Origin of the sequence: Citrobacter sp. CK199, from assembly GCF_030333285.1 — a bacterium.
In the GTDB taxonomy this organism is placed as follows: domain Bacteria; phylum Pseudomonadota; class Gammaproteobacteria; order Enterobacterales; family Enterobacteriaceae; genus Citrobacter_B; species Citrobacter_B koseri.
Window position 1 is genome coordinate 587,024 of sequence record NZ_JAOWGF010000024.1, and the last position, 20,934, is coordinate 607,957.

Annotated in this window: 19 protein-coding genes and 2 tRNA genes; 8 read left to right on the forward strand and 13 right to left on the reverse strand. The window is 50.8% G+C overall.

All coding sequences use genetic code 11. The features are described 5' to 3' along the window. Positions 1 to 213: 213 nt before the first annotated feature. The 3 genes from shiA (at position 214) to OGX75_RS06890 (ending at position 4,896) form a co-directional block, all read left to right on the forward strand. Positions 214 to 1,530: a shikimate transporter gene (gene shiA / locus OGX75_RS06880; RefSeq protein WP_275375001.1), complete on the forward strand. Its 1,317-nt coding sequence runs from the start codon at positions 214 to 216 to the stop codon at positions 1,528 to 1,530. 117 nt (positions 1,531 to 1,647) lie between these two features. Then, complete coding sequence (locus tag OGX75_RS06885; RefSeq protein WP_110494095.1) at positions 1,648 to 3,102, forward strand: AMP nucleosidase; 1,455 nt, start codon at positions 1,648 to 1,650, stop codon at positions 3,100 to 3,102. A 15-nt stretch (positions 3,103 to 3,117) separates the two neighbouring features. Beyond that, positions 3,118 to 4,896 (forward strand): aminopeptidase P family protein, encoded by a 1,779-nt coding sequence (locus OGX75_RS06890; protein WP_286451243.1) that lies wholly within the window; start codon positions 3,118 to 3,120, stop codon positions 4,894 to 4,896. 212 nt (positions 4,897 to 5,108) lie between these two features. On the opposite strand, the gene OGX75_RS06895 is transcribed toward OGX75_RS06890, so the two are convergent. The 7 genes from OGX75_RS06895 to OGX75_RS06925 all read right to left on the reverse strand — a co-directional run bounded on the left by OGX75_RS06895 (position 5,109) and on the right by OGX75_RS06925 (position 12,868). Next, positions 5,109 to 5,507 carry a P-loop nucleotide/nucleoside kinase family protein gene (locus tag OGX75_RS06895; protein ID WP_308385077.1) on the reverse strand — a complete coding sequence of 133 codons (399 nt, stop codon included), beginning with the start codon at positions 5,505 to 5,507 and terminating at the stop codon, positions 5,109 to 5,111. 569 nt (positions 5,508 to 6,076) lie between these two features. Beyond that, positions 6,077 to 6,727 carry a formate dehydrogenase-N subunit gamma gene (gene fdnI, locus OGX75_RS06900; RefSeq protein ID WP_058669333.1) on the reverse strand — a complete coding sequence of 217 codons (651 nt, stop codon included), beginning with the start codon at positions 6,725 to 6,727 and terminating at the stop codon, positions 6,077 to 6,079. After that, a complete protein-coding gene (gene fdxH / locus OGX75_RS06905) occupies positions 6,720 to 7,601 on the reverse strand; it encodes a formate dehydrogenase subunit beta (protein WP_286451242.1) in 882 nt (293 codons plus the stop codon). The genes fdnI and fdxH overlap by 8 nt, the downstream gene beginning before the upstream one ends. A gap of 11 nt (positions 7,602 to 7,612) precedes the next feature. Beyond that, on the reverse strand, positions 7,613 to 10,663 hold the full coding sequence (gene fdnG / locus OGX75_RS06910) for a formate dehydrogenase-N subunit alpha (RefSeq protein ID WP_072025323.1): 3,051 nt from the start codon (positions 10,661 to 10,663) through the stop codon (positions 7,613 to 7,615). Positions 10,664 to 11,118: 455 nt separating this feature from the next. After that, positions 11,119 to 11,814, reverse strand: coding sequence for an alpha/beta fold hydrolase (locus tag OGX75_RS06915; protein ID WP_112001967.1), 696 nt, complete (start codon positions 11,812 to 11,814; stop codon positions 11,119 to 11,121). 41 nt (positions 11,815 to 11,855) lie between these two features. Beyond that, positions 11,856 to 12,164, reverse strand: coding sequence for an AzlD family protein (locus OGX75_RS06920; protein WP_286451241.1), 309 nt, complete (start codon positions 12,162 to 12,164; stop codon positions 11,856 to 11,858). After that, positions 12,161 to 12,868, reverse strand: coding sequence for an AzlC family ABC transporter permease (locus OGX75_RS06925; RefSeq protein ID WP_047462808.1), 708 nt, complete (start codon positions 12,866 to 12,868; stop codon positions 12,161 to 12,163). Before OGX75_RS06925 ends, OGX75_RS06920 begins: the two co-directional genes overlap by 4 nt. 145 nt (positions 12,869 to 13,013) lie before the next feature. Between OGX75_RS06925 and OGX75_RS06930 the strand changes: the two genes are divergently transcribed. Beyond that, positions 13,014 to 13,865, forward strand: a complete 852-nt coding sequence (locus OGX75_RS06930) for a LysR family transcriptional regulator (protein ID WP_225622019.1) — start codon at positions 13,014 to 13,016, stop codon at positions 13,863 to 13,865. 155 nt (positions 13,866 to 14,020) lie between these two features. Here OGX75_RS06930 and OGX75_RS06935 read toward each other — a convergent pair whose 3' ends face one another. Beyond that, positions 14,021 to 14,800, reverse strand: a complete 780-nt coding sequence (locus OGX75_RS06935; protein ID WP_286451240.1) for an SDR family oxidoreductase — start codon at positions 14,798 to 14,800, stop codon at positions 14,021 to 14,023. Then, positions 14,800 to 15,126, reverse strand: coding sequence for a nuclear transport factor 2 family protein (locus OGX75_RS06940; protein ID WP_286451239.1), 327 nt, complete (start codon positions 15,124 to 15,126; stop codon positions 14,800 to 14,802). Before OGX75_RS06940 ends, OGX75_RS06935 begins: the two co-directional genes overlap by 1 nt. Before the next feature lie 90 nt (positions 15,127 to 15,216). Here OGX75_RS06940 and OGX75_RS06945 point away from each other — a divergent pair, with 90 nt between their 5' ends. Further along, on the forward strand, positions 15,217 to 15,543 hold the full coding sequence (locus OGX75_RS06945) for a winged helix-turn-helix transcriptional regulator (protein ID WP_012131813.1): 327 nt from the start codon (positions 15,217 to 15,219) through the stop codon (positions 15,541 to 15,543). Between the two features lie 175 nt (positions 15,544 to 15,718). On the opposite strand, the gene OGX75_RS06950 is transcribed toward OGX75_RS06945, so the two are convergent. After that, the gene (locus OGX75_RS06950) at positions 15,719 to 17,452 is read right to left on the reverse strand and encodes an ABC transporter ATP-binding protein (protein ID WP_166792737.1); all 1,734 of its coding nucleotides are present in this window, start codon (positions 17,450 to 17,452) and stop codon (positions 15,719 to 15,721) included. 304 nt (positions 17,453 to 17,756) lie between these two features. Between OGX75_RS06950 and OGX75_RS06955 the strand changes: the two genes are divergently transcribed. Both OGX75_RS06955 and OGX75_RS06960 read left to right on the forward strand, forming a co-directional pair. Next, positions 17,757 to 18,230, forward strand: a complete 474-nt coding sequence (locus tag OGX75_RS06955; RefSeq protein WP_012131811.1) for a cold-shock protein — start codon at positions 17,757 to 17,759, stop codon at positions 18,228 to 18,230. 127 nt (positions 18,231 to 18,357) lie between these two features. Then, a complete protein-coding gene (locus OGX75_RS06960; RefSeq protein ID WP_012131810.1) occupies positions 18,358 to 18,897 on the forward strand; it encodes a DUF2058 domain-containing protein in 540 nt (179 codons plus the stop codon). A 101-nt stretch (positions 18,898 to 18,998) separates the two neighbouring features. On the opposite strand, the gene OGX75_RS06965 is transcribed toward OGX75_RS06960, so the two are convergent. The 3 genes from OGX75_RS06965 to OGX75_RS21215 all read right to left on the reverse strand — a co-directional run bounded on the left by OGX75_RS06965 (position 18,999) and on the right by OGX75_RS21215 (position 20,815). Further along, positions 18,999 to 19,074: transfer RNA gene (locus OGX75_RS06965), tRNA-Asn, on the reverse strand. Positions 19,075 to 19,161: 87 nt separating this feature from the next. Continuing rightward, on the reverse strand, positions 19,162 to 20,661 hold the full coding sequence (locus OGX75_RS06970) for an EmmdR/YeeO family multidrug/toxin efflux MATE transporter (RefSeq protein ID WP_233593963.1): 1,500 nt from the start codon (positions 20,659 to 20,661) through the stop codon (positions 19,162 to 19,164). Between the two features lies 1 nt (position 20,662). Further along, positions 20,663 to 20,815, reverse strand: coding sequence for a DUF5951 family protein (locus tag OGX75_RS21215; protein ID WP_353622028.1), 153 nt, complete (start codon positions 20,813 to 20,815; stop codon positions 20,663 to 20,665). A 6-nt stretch (positions 20,816 to 20,821) separates the two neighbouring features. Here OGX75_RS21215 and OGX75_RS06975 point away from each other — a divergent pair. Next, positions 20,822 to 20,897, forward strand: a tRNA-Asn gene (locus OGX75_RS06975). Positions 20,898 to 20,934: the final 37 nt, after the last annotated feature.

Below are 20,934 nucleotides of genomic sequence, written 5' to 3' on the forward strand. Positions count from 1 at the left end.
ATCATAACAATTAACGTTAACAACCCTGAGATACAAGGCGATTTCAACCGGGGCTCCGTACTATTTTTCATCTTGTCTGCGCGTGACGGATAAAATCATTTTCTCTTTCCGTCTGTCGCGGTAGTCTCATAAAGGCCGTTAATATGTCGGCAGCAATATGAGTCATCATTTCTCCATACTAATAACTAAAAAAACAGCACAGACAGGATAACTATGGATTCCACCCTCACCTCCACGCGTCCCCAGGATGAGACGCCTTCGCTTAATCGCGCGCGCCGCGCCGCATTAGGAAGCTTCGCTGGCGCAGTCGTCGACTGGTACGATTTTCTGCTCTATGGCATCACCGCTGCCCTGGTGTTTAATCGTGAATTTTTCCCGCAAATCAGCCCGGCGATGGGCACACTCGCGGCGTTTGCCACCTTCGGCGTTGGCTTTCTGTTTCGCCCGCTGGGGGGTGTGATCTTCGGCCACTTCGGCGATCGTCTGGGCCGCAAGCGTATGCTGATGCTGACCGTATGGATGATGGGTATCGCTACCGCACTGATTGGCATCCTCCCTTCTTTCGCCACTATAGGCTGGTGGGCGCCGGTATTACTGGTGATATTACGGGCTGTTCAGGGTTTTGCCGTCGGTGGCGAATGGGGTGGCGCGGCATTGCTGTCGGTTGAAAGCGCGCCGGAGAACAAAAAAGCGTTTTACAGCAGCGGCGTTCAGGTGGGTTATGGCGTAGGGCTGCTGCTCTCGACCGGTCTGGTCTCGCTGATCAGCACGCTGACGACCGATGAACAGTTTCTGAGTTGGGGCTGGCGCATCCCATTCTTGTTTAGCATTATTCTGGTGCTTGGCGCCTTATGGGTGCGCAATGGCATGGAAGAGTCCGCCGAATTTGAACAGCAAAAACAGGAAACACCACCGGCGAAAAAACGCTTGCCGGTCATGGAGGCGTTGAGCCGCCACCCTGGCGCATTTCTGAAAATCATCGGCCTGCGCCTGTGCGAGCTGCTGACGATGTATATCGTCACCGCGTTCGCCCTGAACTACTCCACCCAAAACCTGGGGCTTCCGCGTGAGCTTTTTCTGAATATCGGTCTGCTGGTGGGGGGACTAAGCTGCCTGACGATCCCCTGCTTTGCCTGGCTTGCGGACCGCTTCGGTCGTCGGCGCGTCTATATTACAGGTGCCTTAATCGGTACGCTCAGCGCATTCCCGTTTTTTATGGCGCTTGAAGCCCAGTCAATCTTCTGGATTGTGTTCTTCTCCATCATGCTGGCCAATATTGCTCATGATATGGTGGTTTGCGTACAGCAGCCGATGTTTACCGGCATGTTCGGTGCAGGTTATCGCTACAGCGGTGCCGGAGTCGGTTATCAGGTCGCCAGCGTCGTGGGCGGCGGGTTCACTCCCTTTATCGCCGCCGCACTGGTCACCTTCTCCAATGGGAACTGGCACAGCGTTGCCATTTACCTGCTGGCAGGCTGCCTGATCTCTGCCGTTACAGCGCTGTTGATGAAAAATAAACCACACGTCTAATCCCTGTACGGGGGCCGTCTGGCCTCCGTCTGTTCTTACGCAACGTCTGACTTTTGTTTCACATTCCTGTGACATACTATCGGGAGAGCAGTACACCTGTGGAACAAGGAGACAGACATGAATAATAAGGGCGCCGGCCTGACCCCGTCTCAGGCGCTGGATAAACTGGACGAACTCTACGAGCAATCGGTTCAGGCTCTGCGTAACGCAATTGGCAAGTATGTTGAAAACGGGGAACTTCCAGACATTACAGCCCGAAATAATGGCCTTTTTGTTTACCCATCGCTTTCCGTCTCCTGGAGCGGCAATGCGACGAATCCCCCCAAGACCCGCGCCTATGGCCGCTTTACCCATGCTGGCTGCTACACCACAACCATCACCCGTCCTGCGCTGTTTCGCCCTTACCTTGAAGAGCAATTAACGCTGCTGTATCAGGATTATGACGCGCATATCGCGGTTGAACCGTCCCATCATGAAATTCCGTATCCTTATGTCATTGACGGTTCCGAGCTTTCGCTTGACCGCTCTATGAGCGCCGGATTGACGCGCTTTTTCCCCACCACTGAACTGGCGCAGATTGGCGACGAGACCGCAGATGGTCTGTTCCACCCCGGTGAGTTTTATCCGCTCTCTCACTTCGACGCGCGCCGTGTCGATTTCTCGCTGGCGCGACTGCGTCACTACACGGGGACGCCGGTTGAACATTTTCAGCCCTTTGTTCTGTTTACCAACTACACCCGCTATGTAGACGAATTTGTGCGCTGGGGATGCAGCCAGATTCTGGACCCGGACAGTCCCTATATCGCACTTTCCTGTGCTGGCGGGATCTGGATCACCGCAGAAACCGAGGCTCCCGAAGAAGCCATCTCCGATCTGGCGTGGAAAAAACACCAGATGCCAGCCTGGCACCTGATTACGGCTGACGGCCAGGGGATTACGCTGGTGAATATTGGCGTCGGGCCGTCAAACGCCAAGACTATTTGCGATCATCTGGCGGTACTGCGCCCGGACGTCTGGCTGATGATTGGTCACTGCGGCGGCCTGCGTGAAAGCCAGGCGATTGGCGACTATGTGCTGGCGCACGCCTACTTACGTGACGATCATGTGCTCGATGCCGTACTGCCGCCCGATATTCCCATCCCCAGCATCGCAGAAGTTCAGCGCGCACTGTATGACGCCACAAAAATGGTGAGCGGTATGCCTGGCGAAGAGGTTAAGCAGCGGCTGCGTACCGGTACGGTCGTCACCACCGATGATCGTAACTGGGAGTTACGCTACTCCGCCTCCGCATTGCGTTTCAACCTGAGCCGCGCCGTCGCCATTGATATGGAAAGCGCCACAATTGCCGCCCAGGGCTATCGCTTCCGTGTACCTTACGGCACGCTATTGTGCGTTTCCGACAAACCGTTGCACGGTGAGATTAAACTTCCCGGCCAGGCTAACCGTTTTTATGAAGGTGCGATTTCGGAGCACCTGCAAATCGGCATTCGCGCCATTGATCTGTTACGCGCAGAAGGCGATCGCCTGCACTCACGTAAACTGCGCACATTCAACGAACCGCCGTTCCGTTAAGGCATGAAGGTGTCTATGAGCAACCCAACTCCCCTTTCCGCCCTGCGTAATCTCCTGATTGCACAGGGGCTGGATGGCATGATCGTTCCTCGCGCCGATGCTCATCAAAGCGAGGACTGCACGCCACACGATAATAAACTGGCCTGGTTAACGGGCTTTAGCGGTTCTGCCGGACTGGCGTTAGTGCTTCGCGACCGCGCATTGCTGTTTGTGGATGGCCGCTACCAGGTTCAGGCCCGCGCCGAAGTCGATCGTAATGATTTTGAAATTCATCACCTGCATAACGAGCCGCTTGCGGAGTATTTGCAGGAACAGGTTGCCTCCGGCGCACGTATTGCCTTCGAACCTCTGCTGATGGTCAACAGCCAGTTTGAGACACTCTCAGCCACCCACTGCGAACTGGTGGCGTTAGACAGCGATCCGTTCGACGTTGTATGGCAAAACCGCCCCGCCGCCCCCTGCGGCATCATCCGGGAAATGCCCGTTGAAATCAGCGGTGAACGCAGCACGCAGAAACGCGCGCGCATTCTCGACGAACTGGCAAAACAGCAGGCGGATTACCTGCCGATCACCCTGCCGGATAATATCGCCTGGATGCTGAACGTGCGCGGCAGCGACCTCAACATGGTGCCTGTTCCTTTCTCGTTTGCGTTATTGCACCGCACGGGCGAACTGGAATGGTTTGTTGATGAAAAGAAAACTCAGCAGTTACCTGCAAGTTTGCTCAGCACGCTGACCATTTCCCCGCCGGGTGAGTTCCTTGCACGCTGTCAGCAACGCGCGGCCGGAAAGCGTTTCCTGGTTGATAAAGATTTCGCCCCGGTCGCCCTGCGCTTCGCTATTGAGCAGCATGGCGGTGACGTCATCTGGTCAGCAGATCCGATTACGCTGATGAAAGCGCACAAGAACGAAACCGAGCTGGCAGGATACCGCGAATGCCATGAGCAGGACGGCGCCGCCTGGGTTAATTTCCTCGCCTGGCTGGCGCACGAAGTGCCGCTGCGTGAAGCCGCAGGCAATCCAATAACGGAGCTGGAAGCCCAGGAAAAACAGCGGGCTTATCGCCAGCAACAACCGGGATTTCTTGAGCAGAGCTTTAACACCATTTCTGCATCGGCAGGCAATGCCGCCATGTGCCACTATCATTCAAGCGAGAAAACAAACGCGCCAGTCACAACCCAGGAGATGTACCTGAACGATTCGGGCGGTCAATATCAGAATGGTACGACAGACACGACCCGTACCCTCGCATTTGGGCCGCAGGAGCCGCAGCGTCGGTTACACTACACCGCTGTGTTGAAGGGCTTTTTGTCGCTGATTACCCTGCAATTCCCCAGCGGAACTCAGGGACACCAGCTTGACGCCTTTACCCGCCGGGCGCTTTGGGATCTTGGTCTGGATTACGATCACGGTGCGGGACACGGCGTAGGCCATCAGCTATTGATTCATGAGCAGCCACACCGTATCGCCAAAAAAGTGAACCCCTGGCCGCTGGTGGCGGGCAACATCATTACGATAGAGCCAGGCTATTACCTCGCCGGACAATACGGTATCCGCATTGAAAATCAGGTCGAAATTATCGAAAGCCGCCTTGGTTTCTGCAAATTCTCCACACTGACGCAGGTGCCGATCGACTTAAGTCTCGTGGAATTGCATCTGCTTAGCGAGGCAGAAAAACTGTGGATTGATGAGTACCATCAGCAGGTAAGAGAAACATTATCCCCTCGCGTAGAAAGCAACGCCCGCCCGTGGCTGTTCGCCGCTACCGCTCCCATACGGGTGCGCGCAAATTAACCCTGTATGCTGAAAACCAAAAGCCCGCTAAAAGTGGGCTTTTTGGGTAGAGGGTCGGGTTTGTGCCAGGAGCGGACATTGCTAAGTTCCCGCTGGAGTATTTCTCAAGACCGAGTCATGGGAAAGAACATCGATGATCCTCGAAACACATTCATCACTGGATAATCTGCTCGAGTCTAGAATGAGGTGTTCTCTGTTCCATGGTTCATAAGTCAAATCGGTGACATCTTTCCAGGCAGGGTTAACCCCTCTACTTCAGACACTCTGGTTTCTACTCGTTTACGATGTTCTATCTTATCGGAGCATATAATCTCAATTTCTAAAAAGCCGGTTCTTGCAGATAAAGCGATTTCTCGATAGGCATCACGGATTAACGCCAGTGGGTTGACTGAGTCAGTGATTACTGTTGCTCCTAATAGCAGATTCTCCCTGGCGAGTGAGTAAGCAACAAAATAACCGGCAGGGCCCATTTCACGGTCACCTTCTTCGGCTTTGAGTATGGCTTGCTCAATCGTGTCAATTCGCAAGTAAAATGCGCTTAACTGCTTTGCCAAAGCCTGAGCGATCGTGCTCTTCCCGCTGCCAGGCAAGCCACTGAAGATGATTAGCATAACGTGTCCTTTAAATGATGAAACCCTGCAGTATTAAAACACAGCAGGCCTTAGATTGTGGGGTTTCGCATCGCAGCGATATGACAAGTGAAGAGTATTACTGCTCATGTTAATACCAGGCGCATCCGCTCCTCGCTCTTAGCTGACATGATTGATCGGGAAAATCTTCCGCACATATCTCCCGACTGTAACTATAAAGCACAGGTTTAAGCTCAGAAAATTTTGGTTTATTAAGTATGGATAAATGCGTAACTTGTTGATTTATACTAAGTGTAATATTGCGGATACACCAGCACGGAAAGTTAACGTGTTGACAATAAATTCGGTATCGAAAACCGTGTTAGGTACAACTCTACCGAGGTTCAAATTCCTATCTCTCCGCTATTATTCAAGAAGTTACCCTTCCTGTTGATAGTGACACATACCGTTGAGAAAAAATGGGAAAAACCAGTGAGAAAAAATAGCGCCAGAGTAATGACTGACGCTACAGTGTTAATCACATTTTTATGTTCAGGGTTGAGCTTATTTTTACCTTTCTGTCGTATACGAGAACCTGAGATTCATGGATGTTATTTGGTCTTTTCTTGTACTTCTTTTTCAGCAGCTTCAACATCACGATACCAGCGAGGATGATGTTTCTTAGCCCACCGTCGACTGACTTTTCCTTCGATCATGCCGGTGATGGAGCCTTTCACCCAGAACGCCATATACATATGAATCAAAATAGCGTGGATCAGCACGATAGCCGCAGTTGCGTGAATCAATAAACTCCAGCGAACGACGACGATTGGAAAATAATGGGTAAAGTAAGGTCGCCAGATAATGACACCCGTCACCAGTAGTACAAAGATCAGGCTCATGATGCTCCAGAACATCATTTTCTGTCCGGCATTATATTTCCCGACATCCGCGACTTTATGTTCATTTCCTTTCAGTACCTCGACAATACCTTTAATCCATGGAATATCTTGTTTATCAGGGATATTGTGATGGACAAAACGGACGAACATAAACATCAGTACGACGAAGATCAGCACGCCAAAGAAGGGATGCAATATCCTTCCCATCTGCGGTGTACCAAAGGTTTCGGTCAACCATTGCAGAGTAGGGAAGAACAGAGCGATACCAGAAAGCGCTACCAGAAAGAAACTGATTACTACTGTCCAGTGACAGGCACGATCAATGAACTTCGTTCTCAGGATCATTTTGCTTTTACTCATGAGCGTTTTCCTCATCATCTGTCTCTTTGTTGGGCCCAATCCCTACATAGTGGTAAATCAGCCCAGCAAAGGTAGCGATAAATCCAGCAGCGGAAAGCGGTTTGAGGATCCCTTTCCATAGATTCACCGGGGTAGCAATATGCGGATCGTTCGGTAAGTTATGGTAAAGTTCCGGCTGATCGGCATGGTGCAAGACATACATCACATGAGTACCGCCCACACCTTGCGGGTTGTACACACCCGCGTTGGTGTATCCGCGTTTTTTTAGTTGTGTTGCACGGGTTTCCGCTACGTTCAGCATCTCTTTCTTGGTGCCAAACTGGATGGCACCTGTCGGGCAGGTTTTCACACAGGCTGGTTCCTGGCCGACGCTGATCCTGTCCACACAGAGCGTGCATTTATAGACACGATCATCTTCAGGGTTCAGCCGTGGGACATTAAACGGGCAACCGGCAATACAGTAACCACAACCGATACAGTGCTCAGACTGGAAATCGACGATACCGTTGGCGTACTGGATGATTGCTCCTGCAGACGGACATGCTTTAAGACAGCCAGGATCCGCGCAGTGCATGCAGCCATCTTTGCGGATCAACCATTCCAGCTTCTCATTCTGGGTGGTTTCGCTAAAACGCATCACAGTCCAGGATTTGGCACTGAGATCTGTAGGGTTGTCATATACACCGTTGCAATATCCGACGTCATCGCGGATGTCGTTCCATTCGGAGCAGGCTACCTGACAGCCTTTGCAGCCAATACAGGTCGTGACATCAATGAGTTTTGCCACTTCGGCACGAAAATCCCGTGCATGCGGCGGTGGAGTAATATTGTTGGTTGCAGAGCGTTTAATAATATCTTGTGATTGCATAGCCATTAGATCCTCCCTTACGCTCGCTCAATGTTAACCAGGAATGCTTTGTATTCTGGTGTTTGTGAGTTGGCGTCGCCGACGGATGGCGTCAGCGTGTTAGCGAGGAACCCTTTGCGTGTAGCCCCTTCAAATCCCCAGTGGCATGGGATCCCAATTGTATCCACCTGCCTGCCGTCAATTGTCAGCGTTTGCAGGCGTTTGGTTACAACGGCTTTCGCTTTGATAAAACCACGTTTGGACATGACCTTCACTGTGTCGCCTGCCGTAATCCCCTTCTTGCTCGCCAGCGCTTCGCCAATTTCGACGAACTGATCAGGTTGGGCGATGGCGTTCAGAAGAGCATGTTTAGTCCAGTGACGGAATAGCTCGGTAATCGAGTAAGTGGTCGCGACGTATGGGAAAATGTCAGATTTGCCCATATTAGCGATATCTCCAGGGTAGATGCGCGCAACCGGACTGGAAACAACATCCGGATGAAGCGGGTTGGTACCAATAGGTGATTCAATGGGTTCGTAATGTTCCGGGAATGGCCCGTCGTTCATTTTGTCGAGAGAAAACAGACGTGCGACACCTTCCGGATTCATGATAAAGGGCCCAACGTTACTGCCCGGAGCGGCCTGACTGTAGTCCGCCACATCCATTCCGGTCCATTTATTACCGTCCCAGTGTAGAAGGGCCCGTTTGACATCCCATGGCTTGCCGGCAGGGTCAGCTGAGGCGCGGTTGTAGAGAATTCGGCGATTTGCCGGCCAGGACCATGCCCAACCTGGCGTACAGCCCAGACCATACGGATCGCTGTTATCGCGATTGGCCATTTGGTTACCTTGCTCGGTCCAGCTTCCACAGTAGACCCAACAGAAGCTGCTGGTCGAGCCATCATCACGAAGCTGAGCAAAGCTGCTCAATTGTTGACCTTTCTTCGCGATCAATTGCCCTTTATCATCGTAGAGGTCTGCCAGCGCTATTCCGTTGGCTTCGCGGGCAATTTCTTCCGGATGTGGGTCATACGGGTCTTTATAGTTCCAGTTGATGCTCATAAGAGGTTCTGGATTCGCACCGCCTTCCTGTTGGTATAGCTCACGCAGACGCATAAACAGACGGCCGAGAATTTTGCCATCATGCAACGCCTCACCCGGCGGTTCGGCCGCTGCCCAATGCCACTGTAACCATCGTCCAGAGTTAGCAATTGAACCGTTCTCTTCTGCAAAACAGGATGACGGCAGGCGGAACACTTCTGTCTGGATATCTTCCGGTTTAACCTCGTTCATTTCGCCGTGGTGCTGCCAGAAGTTAGATGATTCGGTAACCAGTGGATCGATAACCACCATATACTTCAGCTTCGAAAGTGCGCGGGACGATTTGTTTTTATCGGGAAATGCAGCCAGTGGATTGAAACCCTGAACGATGTAGCCGTTTATTTTGCCTTCCAGCATCAGCTCGGCCTGAGTCATCACGTCATAAAGACGATCCCATTTAGGCAGCCAGTCATAACCCCAGCTATTTTCCGCAGTTGCATGATCACCCCAGAAGCTTTTCATCATGCTGACAAAGAACTTCGGCGTATTCTGCCAGTAGTTCACTTCATTTACGCCCAACGCAGGTGGGGTAATTTGCGAGATATAGGTCTGATAGTCCGGCTGTTTTTCGGAAGGCAGCGGCATATACCCGGGGAGGTTGGTCGACAGCAGGCCAAGGTCAGTATAGCCCTGAATGTTTGAGTGGCCACGCAGGGCGTTTACGCCACCGCCAGCCATACCAATATTGCCCAACAGCAGTTGCAGCATTCCGGCCGCACGAATGATCTGCGCCCCGGCAGAATGGTGTGTCCAGCCCAACGCGTACAGAATAGTCGCGGTGCGGTCAGGTACGCTGGTGCTGGCGAGAATGTCGCAAATACGATTGAAGTCCTCCACCGATGTTCCGCACAGGCGACTCACCATTTCCGGGGTGTAACGATCGACATGAGTTTTGAGTAAATTCCAGACACAGCGGGGATGACTCAGCGTTTCATCACGCAGGGCATTTTCCTGCTCATCAAGCTGATAGAACCAACTCGATTTATCATATTGCCGTTTTTTAGGGTCATAGCCGCTGAATAATCCGTCATTGAACTGATAGTCTTCGCGGATCAGTAGAGCAGCATTGGTGTAATGGAGTACGTATTCGTACTGTACGCGCTTGTGTTTCAGCAGATACCGAATGACACCCAGCAGGAACGCGGTATCCGAACCCGCACGGATCGGTGCATAGAGATCGGCAACAGCGGCGCTACGGTTAAAACGTGGGTCGACCACCACAACGGTGGCGTCATTTTTGGTCTGTGCTTCAACCACCCATTTAAAACCAACCGGGTGAGCTTCAGCCGCGTTGCCGCCCATAATCAGCACCACGTTGGCGTTTTTAATATCCACCCAGTTGTTGGTCATTGCGCCACGACCAAACGTTGGTGCCAGCGCAGAAACGGTTGGACCATGGCACAGACGAGCCTGGCAGTCGATGGCGACCATCCCCAGGCTACGGGTAAATTTGTCGTCGAGGATACCGGTTTCATTGCTGGCTGCCGAAGAACACAGCATGCCTGTGGTCGTCCAGCGATTGACGGTCACACCCTGCGCGTTTTTCTCGATGAAATTAGCATCGCGATCATCCTTCATTAACCGCGCGATACGGTTGATGGCATCATCCCAACTGATACGTTCCCATTTATCAGAACCAGGGGCGCGATATTCGGGATACTGCAGGCGTGTTTCACTGTGAATATAATCCAACACGCCAGCACCTTTCGGACACAAAGAACCGCGGCTGACCGGATGATCAGGATCACCTTCAATGTGGTAGATGCTTTCTTTGACGTTTTTAGCTGTATCGCCAAGACTGTACATCAGCATGCCGCAACCTACTGAGCAATAAGTACAGTTATTACGAGTCTCTTTTGCTTTTAAGAGTTTGTACTGACGTGTTTCCGCATGAACGGAAAAAGATGATAAGAATCCGAGAGATGCAACAGTTGTTCCTGCCATACCACCCGCGCAGATTCGAAAGAACTGCCTCCGGCTGAGCTCCATTTTTTCTCCAGCTTAAACTTAAGACATGAAAAAGTTCAGTTATTGTAAGGTTAAATCGAATGATAAACCATTAACTTTTAGTGGTTATTGACATGATGAAATATTGTTTTTTTGATCTCGAGGGGGATTGCCAGGTAAAGAGTTGAACTGATATCTGATGATGGAGAAGCGCTAGAAGGGTTGGCGCTGGATGGTGTCGAACTATTGGGCATCGTGACATACTTCATCAACCGTAGGAGTAATGATAATTGCCCGGTGATCTGACATCGATTCGCGTCGGGATAATACCCCCGGTTTTACCGCAACAATACCTCGCATAAAAAACCAGCATAACAGGCTGGTTCTTAAGGGGAATTTTGGTCGGCACGAGAAGATTTGAACCTCCGCCTCCTGGCACCCTATAATGGAGCTGAAGGCTGCTATGTGCCAATAGCGGACCTTACCCACTGCAGTATTTACCTGACTGAGATCCATTCAGTAATGGTTAACGCCAACGCCTCAGGCTGTTCGAACGGAATCATATGACCGCAATCCTTGATGGTTCTCAACGATGCATCAGGTATGGCATCGACCAGCTCCTCTGCTTCCTGCATGGAACGGATGGCGTCATCTTCACTGGCAATAACCAGTGTGGGACAACCTATCGTTGCTGAAGGAATACCTTGTCGGGTTAAGGTCGATTGCGTAATGAAGGCTTCAAATCCGAGACAACGTCCCATTTGCTGGATAGTTGAAATCATATCCCGATCTGATGCGTTTAGGGGGGGCAGTGACCGGGCAATAGCATGGCTGCTCAGCCCCTTAAACGTTGCGGGTGACAATGACTGCACGCTTTGCCACTTTGATTCCGCCTCTAATGGCGTATCTTCCCGTAACGAACTGGCAATCAGTACCAGGGACTCCACACGATCCGAAAAATCTGCAGCAAACTGCCGGGCAATGTACCCTCCCAGTGAAAAACCTATCAACGTAAATTTGTCTGGCAGACAGGTACTCATATGCTGCGCGATATCATGGAGGGTTAGTCCTCCGGTTACGGAAGCATGATGAACAATACAGTTTGCTGGCAGGTATGTTTCAAATTCACGCCAGAGCATTTCATTCAGCATATACCCGGGAATTAAAACGATCGTTCGTGGCGTTAGACTCATAGCACTTGCTTAAATGTATCGGAGGATTAGCTCAGAACGGTTTAAAAATATCTGACCAGGGCTGAAACGACAATCCCAAGGGTGATAGAAATTAAAGGTCTTTTAAAAACCAGCATCACGACGGCCGTGGTCAATAATGCCATCTGAGCGCCTTTGTCGCCTGTGAGGGCAACGGGGGCTAAAATCGCCACGAGAACGGAGCCTGACATCCCCTGAATAAAGGCTTTTATTCGGTTATTAAAAGGCACAAAAGACATAATCCAGACACCACCCCATCGGGTAACGAGGGTGACCAACGCCATAACAAAAATAATAATAAGAGGTCCTGTGCCTACCGTCTCAATACTCATTTTTTCTCTCTCATGATAATTCCAGTAATACCTCCGGCGAGGGCTCCAGCGATCACATGACTATTTTCTGGTAACCATTTATACGCTATCAGCGAGGCACTGGCCGCTGCGGCCCAGATAATCCACATCCTCAGGTTTCTTTCCCCTTCGAACACCATAGAAAGGAGAAAACACCCCATGACCATATCAAGACCAGCGCTTTTGGGATCCTGGATAACGCTCCCGAAATACAGTCCTGCCAGGGTTCCTGCTCCCCAAAAAAGCCATAACGCAAGACCGCCACCAAAGAGTAATCCCAGCCCCGCGCTTCCCCTGCTGAATGCCTGTATGGACATGGCCCAGTTAGCATCGGAAACGACCATCATGATCCCGTAGCGTTTAGCGGGTGTTAACGCGCGCAACCACGGGTATAAAGTGGCCCCCATTAACAGATGCCTGGCATTAATGGCAAAAACGGTGGCGATAAGGGTTAATACAGGAACCTGATCGGTCCAAAGCTCTAAGGTGGCGAATTGAGCATAACCGGCAAAAACCAGCAAACTCATCATTGTCGCCGACGTCGGGTCCACTCCTTTCTGCGATGCGGCCAGGCCAAAGGCTGCACCAAAAATAGCGACAAACAGTGAAACCGGGATAAGCTGCCGAAAACCATCCCATATCAGCGAATGATTAAGTTGAGACAAATCGGGCTGGTGATGCGTCATCCGGGACCTCATGAACTTCATAACAGTGAAAGCAAACAGGGGGCCACTATGACAGTGTTGTGGAATCGATAAAAACGCATAATAATTGATGTTAATATTTGATTACCGAATGCAAGGCTCAAAGGTGCATTATCAAGACCTCCAGATGGACTGGCTTAAATGTTTTGTCGCGGTAGTGGATGCGGGATCGCTTTCGGCTGCGGCACCTGAAGTCCATCGCTCACAATCTGCGGTCAGCATGCAACTTAAAAAGCTGGAATCTGCATTAGGGTGTCAGCTATTACTTCGCGGTCCTCGTCAACATCAACTCACGTCTGAAGGTCAAAAACTGCTGGGATATGCCCGAAGGATACTCGACCTTCATGCTGAAACGCAGGCCGCATTTCACGGTAAGGAGTTAACAGGGCGTATTCGTCTGGGGGTCCCTGATGACTATGCAGCAAAATACCTTACCCCTGCGCTGAAGAGATTTGCCCCTAACTTTGGGTCAGTCGAGATCGAACTGAGCTGTGAGCAATCAACGTCTTTAATTCCCCGCGTTGAGGTCGGCGATCTCGATTTGGCACTGGTTTCCCGGGAACATCCCAACCAGGGCGCGTTACTGTTTTATGAACCGATGGTGTGGGTGGGTTCTCCACAGTTTGAGGTCTGGCGGCGCGATCCATTACCCATTGCGGTTTATGAAAGTACAAGCCTTGCTAAACGTAGTGCTATCAACGCATTAGCACTGCAGGGGCGGAGATATAAGGTGGTGTATAACAGCTCCAGCCTGTCAGGGCAGATTACCGCAGTGGAAAGTGGACTGGCTGTTGCGGTGCTGACCCAGTGCAGCGTGCCGCCTCATCTGCAAATTCTTGGCAGTGAACATCTTTTGGGGCCTCTTGAACCCATGGAAGTCTCATTGTTCAGAAGCCGTACTTCCCAGGGTTCTCCTGCAGTGGATAGTTTGTACGATTTGCTCCTCAGGACATTACGGGTCAGAAAAGTTGAAAGTTGAGACGATTTTTAGGTGCCTCAACGTCCGCTCATCGCTCATAGCAGACTGTTCACTTACGTCAGACTGTTTTGCGTCAAAACGGACGCTACGATTAACCATTTTCTGCCTCTGGCGATCTTAATCGGCTCATAATTCGAGCCGATTAAGATACATGATTACACCGTCGGGATGGTACCACCATCTATCACATATTCGGTGCCGGTGATGGTGGCAGCATGAGATGACGCGAGGAAAGCAATGAGATTCGCCACCTCAATGGGCTTTGATGGACGACCAAGAGGAATACCCCCGAGTGCATTCATGATAATTTGCTTACCGCCTTCGTAATCCGTTCCCGCCTGCTTCGCCAGTCGCTCTGCCATCGCTACCGAAGCTTCGGTTTCGATCCAGCCGGGCGCAACACGAACCACACGAACCCCCTTCGGGGATACCTCTTTCGACAGGCTCTTGCTGTACGCCGACAGCGCAGCTTTTGCCGCCGCATAACCGGTGGTCGATTCCGGTAACGGCAGTTCACGCTGGATAGAGGTGACGTGAATGATAACCCCGCTGCCCTGCGCCAGCATCCCTGGCAGCAGCGCACGATCTAAGCGTACCGCTGGCAGCAGATTAAGGTTGAGTTCCTGCTGCCACTCCGTTTCGCCCAGTGCTGCAAAACCACCTCCAGGTGAGGTAGAACCGCCCGCAACATGGATGATGGCGTCGACACCGCCCAGATGCTTCTGAACGGCTTCAGCTACTGAAGCACACCCGTTGACCGTGGTCAGGTCCGCCGCCACGAAGGCGTCGGCGATACATTCTGTGGGCGTATGACGCGCGGTGGTTAACACCCTGGCACCCAGTTGCTTTAATAATCCAACGACCGCTTTGCCGACGCCTTTGGTGCCGGCAGTAACCAGTATGCGTTTGTCCTGAAAATCAAGATCTAACGACATCAGATAATCTCCAGTGTGTTGATCTTGCCGCCGACCAGGCCGAAAGCATGCTTAAGCGCTATCGGGCTGCCGGGAAAATTACCGACGACGTTTGAGGTGACTGTCACCCGGTGACCTTCGGTGAGGAACTGAACCGGCTCAACGCTGTAGTCAAACGCGGCCTGTGCGGCACGTTGCCATGCCTCGATCGCTGCGTGTCCCTTATGCGTTTTACCTTCGTCTGTCACGACAGCATCGGCAGTAAAACAGTACTTAACGTTGGCAATATCTGCTCCGTTGCTGATCGCAAAATAGTCAGAAATAGCGTGCGGTAGGGCTAATGACATGGCGCTTTACTCCTGTTGTTTACAGTACAGGAATTTTCAACATAGACTGTGAAATTGACAAGTACGCACGAAAAAGTGAGCAACTGAATTATGAGTAAGTTATACACTCCAGAATCTGCCGCAAGCGGCGTGGAGCATGTGCTGCGACTGCTGGAAGGTCGCTGGAAATTAATTATTCTTTTTCATCTGTTCGATGGAAAAGTACAGCGCTATTCCGATTTTGAAAAACTGATCCCGGGTATTTCACAGAAGATGCTGGCTCAGCAACTGCGACAACTGGAAGCCGACGGCATCGTATCACGCACGGTGTACCCTCAGGTGCCGCCGAAAGTGGAATATCGCCTGACCGAGTGGGGGCAAGAACTGTGCCCGGCCCTTGATGCAATGCTGAAATGGGCGGAAAAACGCGAGGATTAGTTGTCACCGGGGCCTTTTTGTCGTGAGCGAAAATTACTGATATCTGGTTTTCGCTCAAATCGGACATGGTTATGCCGAACCTCTTGTCCGGCGTACACTGGGGAACAATGACGATATATTTGGATGGGTTACATCTGGAATAACGTGCAAATACCTGCGTACCATTCCCGTAGTATTAAACTGCCTGAGTCATCACCGATTTAAACTGCGCATGCCACATGTCGTAAAATTTTCCCCGACGGCTTATCAACGCAGTGAAGTCCCCATTTTCGATGACCTCTCCAGCAGACATCACGATAATCCTGTCGAACTCTTTTATATTACCGAGCCTGTGCGTCACTGCGATCACGGTTGTGTTCAGGGCAAGAATATCATTAAACAGCCGGTGCTCAGTTTCAGGATCGAGTGATGAAGAGAACTCATCAAAAATAAACAGATTGGCCTTTCGGTATAGCGCCCGTGCAATCGCGAGCCGCTGCCACTGCCCTATGGAGAGTTCATCGCCGCCGAACTGCTTGCCCAGCCGGGTGTGCTGGTCATACGGAAATCCTACCTTTTTCAGTAATTCATCAACCGCTGACGACGGGGTTTCTGCATCATAATTATTCAGGGCAATGTTTTCGCCCACCGTGAACTCGTACTTTCCGTAATCCTGAAACACGGTGGCTATCTGATTCCGGTAACTTTCAATATCCAACCTGTCGAGCGGCACGCCTGACACAGACACCGCTCCCTCACTGAAGGCGTACATGCGCAGGATCATTTTAATCAGAGTTGTTTTTCCGCTGCCGTTCTCACCGAGAATAGCAACCTTTTCACCGGGGGCAATTTCAAGGTTAACCCCATTCAGGGCTGGATGATTACGCCCCTCATACTGAAACCGGAGTTTGTGAATGCTGAGGGCAAAAGGTGTTTCGGCGGGTAAGGTAAGGTGCCCGTTTTTCACCGGTTCAATCTTATCCGTCATAAACGCATGGTAGCGGGTGAAAAAACTGCTCATGCTGACGAGATTCGAACCATAATTGGCTATCTCGTCGAGGTGCGATTTCATCATCACAATGGACTGAAACACCATCACCAGCGCGCTCACGGCAATATCACTGGTGCGTAAGTTGTTTAAAAAAAGAGTTACCCCGACGAACAGCATAGTCAGGCTCAGCATCATGGCCGGCACAGGCGTGATTAGCGCGCGGATGCGCTGTTTGTGCATGCGATTATAGGTATTGCGAGCGGACGCATTGAATTTAGTCAGCAGATATTTACCAAGACCGTAAAGCCGGATCTCCTGCAAAAAACTCTTGTCCATACTGACGCCATATACGTAGCGCATCGCAATTGCATCTTTAGACGTGAAGAATAAATCCCGCACGTATCTCTGCTGGATACGCATATTGATGGCAATCATCGGTATGGCGGAAAGCGCGCAAATGGCCGCCCCTGCTCCTGAATAGTTGATCAGAACCAACAGCAGACTGCCAGCCATGACGATTGCCCGGATAACGTAAATGATACAGATGATGAAATTAAGCGGTCGATACGCCGCTTCTTTTTTCAAATATTCCAGTTGCTCGTAACGCTCCTTATTATCAAACAGGCTCAGGGAAAAAGAGTCGTTCATACGGCACATAATCTTAGCGCTGAAGTGATTGGTCGAAATCTCCGTGACATCCCCCTGAACAAGATTGACCAGGGGCTGCATAAGCTGCATGCCAAGGAGTGAAACACACCAGACCGCAACGCTCAGCATCAGATCACCGTCGGTGGTTTGCACTGCATGCAGCGTGTTGATTATTTGGCCGGTCATAAAGATGTTGAGGGCCGGTATCAGCCCCTGAAGCAACACAACGACGATAAGTGCGGTAATACGAAGTGGGCATGACGCAAAGACGTACCTGATAGCCAGTAGCACTGACGACCTCCCTTGTTGCAGTAGCCATAGATCGTGTGAGTCGCAGATCATGATAGATGAGAATGGCACTCAATTGCATTAATGGAATGTATTGAACAGTGAACTGGGTTGTGAAGTAGACGTTCTCTCCATCCCTGACCATCGGCCAAATGCAATCGCGACTTCCCCTCCCCCAACGGCCCCCTGGTCTGATGGACATTTATCACCCAAACTTAAGCCAAAGACATGGTCTGCGTGGGCATTGTGCTTTACACTGCGCGCTGTAAAAACTGAGTAGATAAACGATTAACCAGGCGGTAAGGCGATGAACGGAACAATCACAACGTGGTTTAAAGATAAAGGTTTTGGATTTATCAAAGATGAAAATGGTGATAATCGCTATTTTCATGTGATTAAGGTTGCCAACCCTGAGCTGATTAAGAAAGACGCGGCGGTGACTTTTGAACCCACCACCAATAACAAAGGCTTATCCGCTTATGCTGTGAAAGTCATCCCGGAAAGCAAATACATCTATATCGCGGGCGAGCGCCTGAAGCTCACGTCAATCAAGTCTTATCTGGTTTACAGCGAAGAAGTGCCAGCCGATACCCGAATTGATAAAGAAAACGCGGTGCTGTCTGTGGGCGTGCTGATGAGTAGTATCAGACCCAAATCAGCCGCAAAGCCCGGTGAAATGCGCTCGCTGAGAAAACTGGCAATCACCACCTTCCAGGGAACGACGTTAATCTTCTCGGAAGATGAGATAGACATAGAGGCCACGGTGAAACTGCTCAAGTAATTCATCTGAATCCCGTGCCGGAATCCTGCGCCATTCATAAACAGAATTCCGGCTCGCGTGCGCCAGGTACAGACGCAAAAATTACGGGTATAATCACATACATTATTCAACGGTTTCAGAAGCGAAGATGACAAAACTCACCTTACAAGAGCAGATGCTAAAAGCAGGATTAGTAACCAGTAAAAAAATGGCCAAAGTCCAGAGAACGGCTAAAAAATCACGAGTTCAGGCGCGTGAAGCAAGAGAGGCTGTGGAAGAAAATAAAAAAGCGCAACTTGAGCGTGATAAACAGCTAAGCGAGCAACAAAAACAAGCGGCGTTATCCAAAGAATATAAAGCGCAGGTGAAGCAACTTATTGAAATGAATAGAATCAGCATTTCAAAAGGCGATATTGGTTTTAACTTCACAGATAATAACTTAATTAAAAAAATAGATGTGGATAAGGCGACGCAAGCCCAGTTGATTAATGGTCGCCTCGCCATTGCGCGTTTGGTTGTTGATAACGGTGGGGAATGTGAATACGCGATTATCCCCGCAAGCGTAGCCGATAAAATTGCGCAGCGAGATGCTAACAGTATCGTCTTAAATAGTGCGCTTAGTCAGGAAGAGCAGGACGAAGAAGATCCGTATGCTGATTTTAAAGTACCTGATGATTTGATGTGGTAATCAACGTTTGTCGATCAGCGTCCGGCGTGCCGGGCACTGAAAGAACTGAATGCCGATGACGGAAAGCAAAAAGCCCGCTAAAAAGCGGGCTTTTCTGAATTTGGCTCCTCTGACTGGACTCGAACCAGTGACATACGGATTAACAGTCCGCCGTTCTACCGACTGAACTACAGAGGAATCGTGTGAACGGGGCGCATATTAACGACGCCCACGATCATTGTCAAAGCCTGAATGCACAAACACGTTCGTTTGCCGAAATATTCTTCATTTCGTTGGAGATTCAGGCTGAACGGGCGATTTTATACGCTCTTCACGCTCAGGACGCGGGTATTTCCATAGCCAACGACCGCTGACCATACGCCAGTAAAACAGTGCGGCGCGCACCGCCCAGTCAAAGAACATCCCCAGCCAGACCCCGACAACGCCCCAGCCAAGCACGATCCCCAGCGTGTAACCCGCAACCACGCGGCAGCCCCACATCCCCAGCATCGAAACCCACATTGCAAAACGTGCGTCCCGCGCCCCTTTAAACCCTGAGGGCAACACCCAGGACGCAGACCAAATCGGCATAAACGCCGCGTTCAGCCAAATCAGAACCACGACAACATCTTTTACATCCTGATCGTGGGTATAAAACGAGGCCATCAGTCCCGCAAACGGCGCGCTTAACCATGCAATCGCGGTCAGTCCAATGGTAGATAGCCAGAACACATGACGAAGCTGAATCTCTGCCTGGGAAATCTGACCATTCCCCAGTCGTCGGCCAGTGATGATTGTCGATGCAGAACCCAGCGCGTTTCCGGGCAGGTTGATCAGCGCGGCAATTGAAAAAGCGATGAAGTTACCGGCAATAACGCTGGTCCCCATCCCCGCCACGAACATCTGCGTTAACAATTTCCCACCGTTGAACAAAACAGATTCGATGCTCGCAGGGATGCCAATCCCCATCACTTCCCAGATAATGGTAAAGTTCAGCGGCTTAAAATAGCTCTTCAACGTAATGCGCAATGCCGGGTTAAAACCAATCATCAACACCCAGATAATGGCGACGGCTCCGATATAGCGAGAGATGGTCAACCCGAGTCCCGCCCCGACAAAACCCAGCCCCTGCCAGGAAAAAACGCCATAAATCAGGACGCTGCTGATCATGATGTTAAGAATATTCATACCGCCATTGATCAACAGCGGAATTTTGGTATTTCCGGCTCCACGCAATGCACCACTGCCAATCAGGGCGATGGCCGCAGCGGGATAGCTGATCACCGTCAGTTCCAGGTATGTCAGCGCCAGAGCCTTCACCTCGGAAGACGCCTCCCCGGCCACGACATCAATAATCTGTTCGCCAAAATAGTGAATAACCGCCGCCAGCACGATGGCAAAAAGCGTCATGATCACCAGTGACTGTCTCGCGGCGGCCCTGGCGCGACGACGATCGCGTTTTCCCAGGCTAAACGCCACAACCACGGTCGTCCCCAAATCAATAGCAGCAAAAAACGCCATAATGACCATGTTGAAGCTATCGGCAAGCCCTACCCCGGCCATCGCCTCTTTACCCAACCAACTGACCAGAAAGGTGCTCAGCACCCCCATTAGCAGTACGCAGGTATTTTCCAGAAAGATAGGCACGGCAAGCGGGGTGATTTCACGCCAGAAAAGAACCTTATAACTCTTACGTTTGGCATACCAGGGCGTACGGGAGACGGCCTGGCGTAAGACTGCGGAGACGTTCAAAGTGGACCTTAATGAAGAAAGTTGAAACCTCATTTCAAATAATGAGGGAGAATCCAAAAAGCTGCAAAGTTTTTTCCCTGTAAAATGTCTGCAATTGCAACAAACTGTTGAGAGAAGCAGCAATTGAAGCGTCACCAGGGAAATGAGGTTTGACAAAAGATTTTTCGCCGCTAAGATAAGCCTCCACAACGATTCCTCTGTAGTTCAGTCGGTAGAACGGCGGACTGTTAATCCGTATGTCACTGGTTCGAGTCCAGTCAGAGGAGCCAGATTTTAGTCTCGAGATATCTCAGTGAGTCTTGAGGC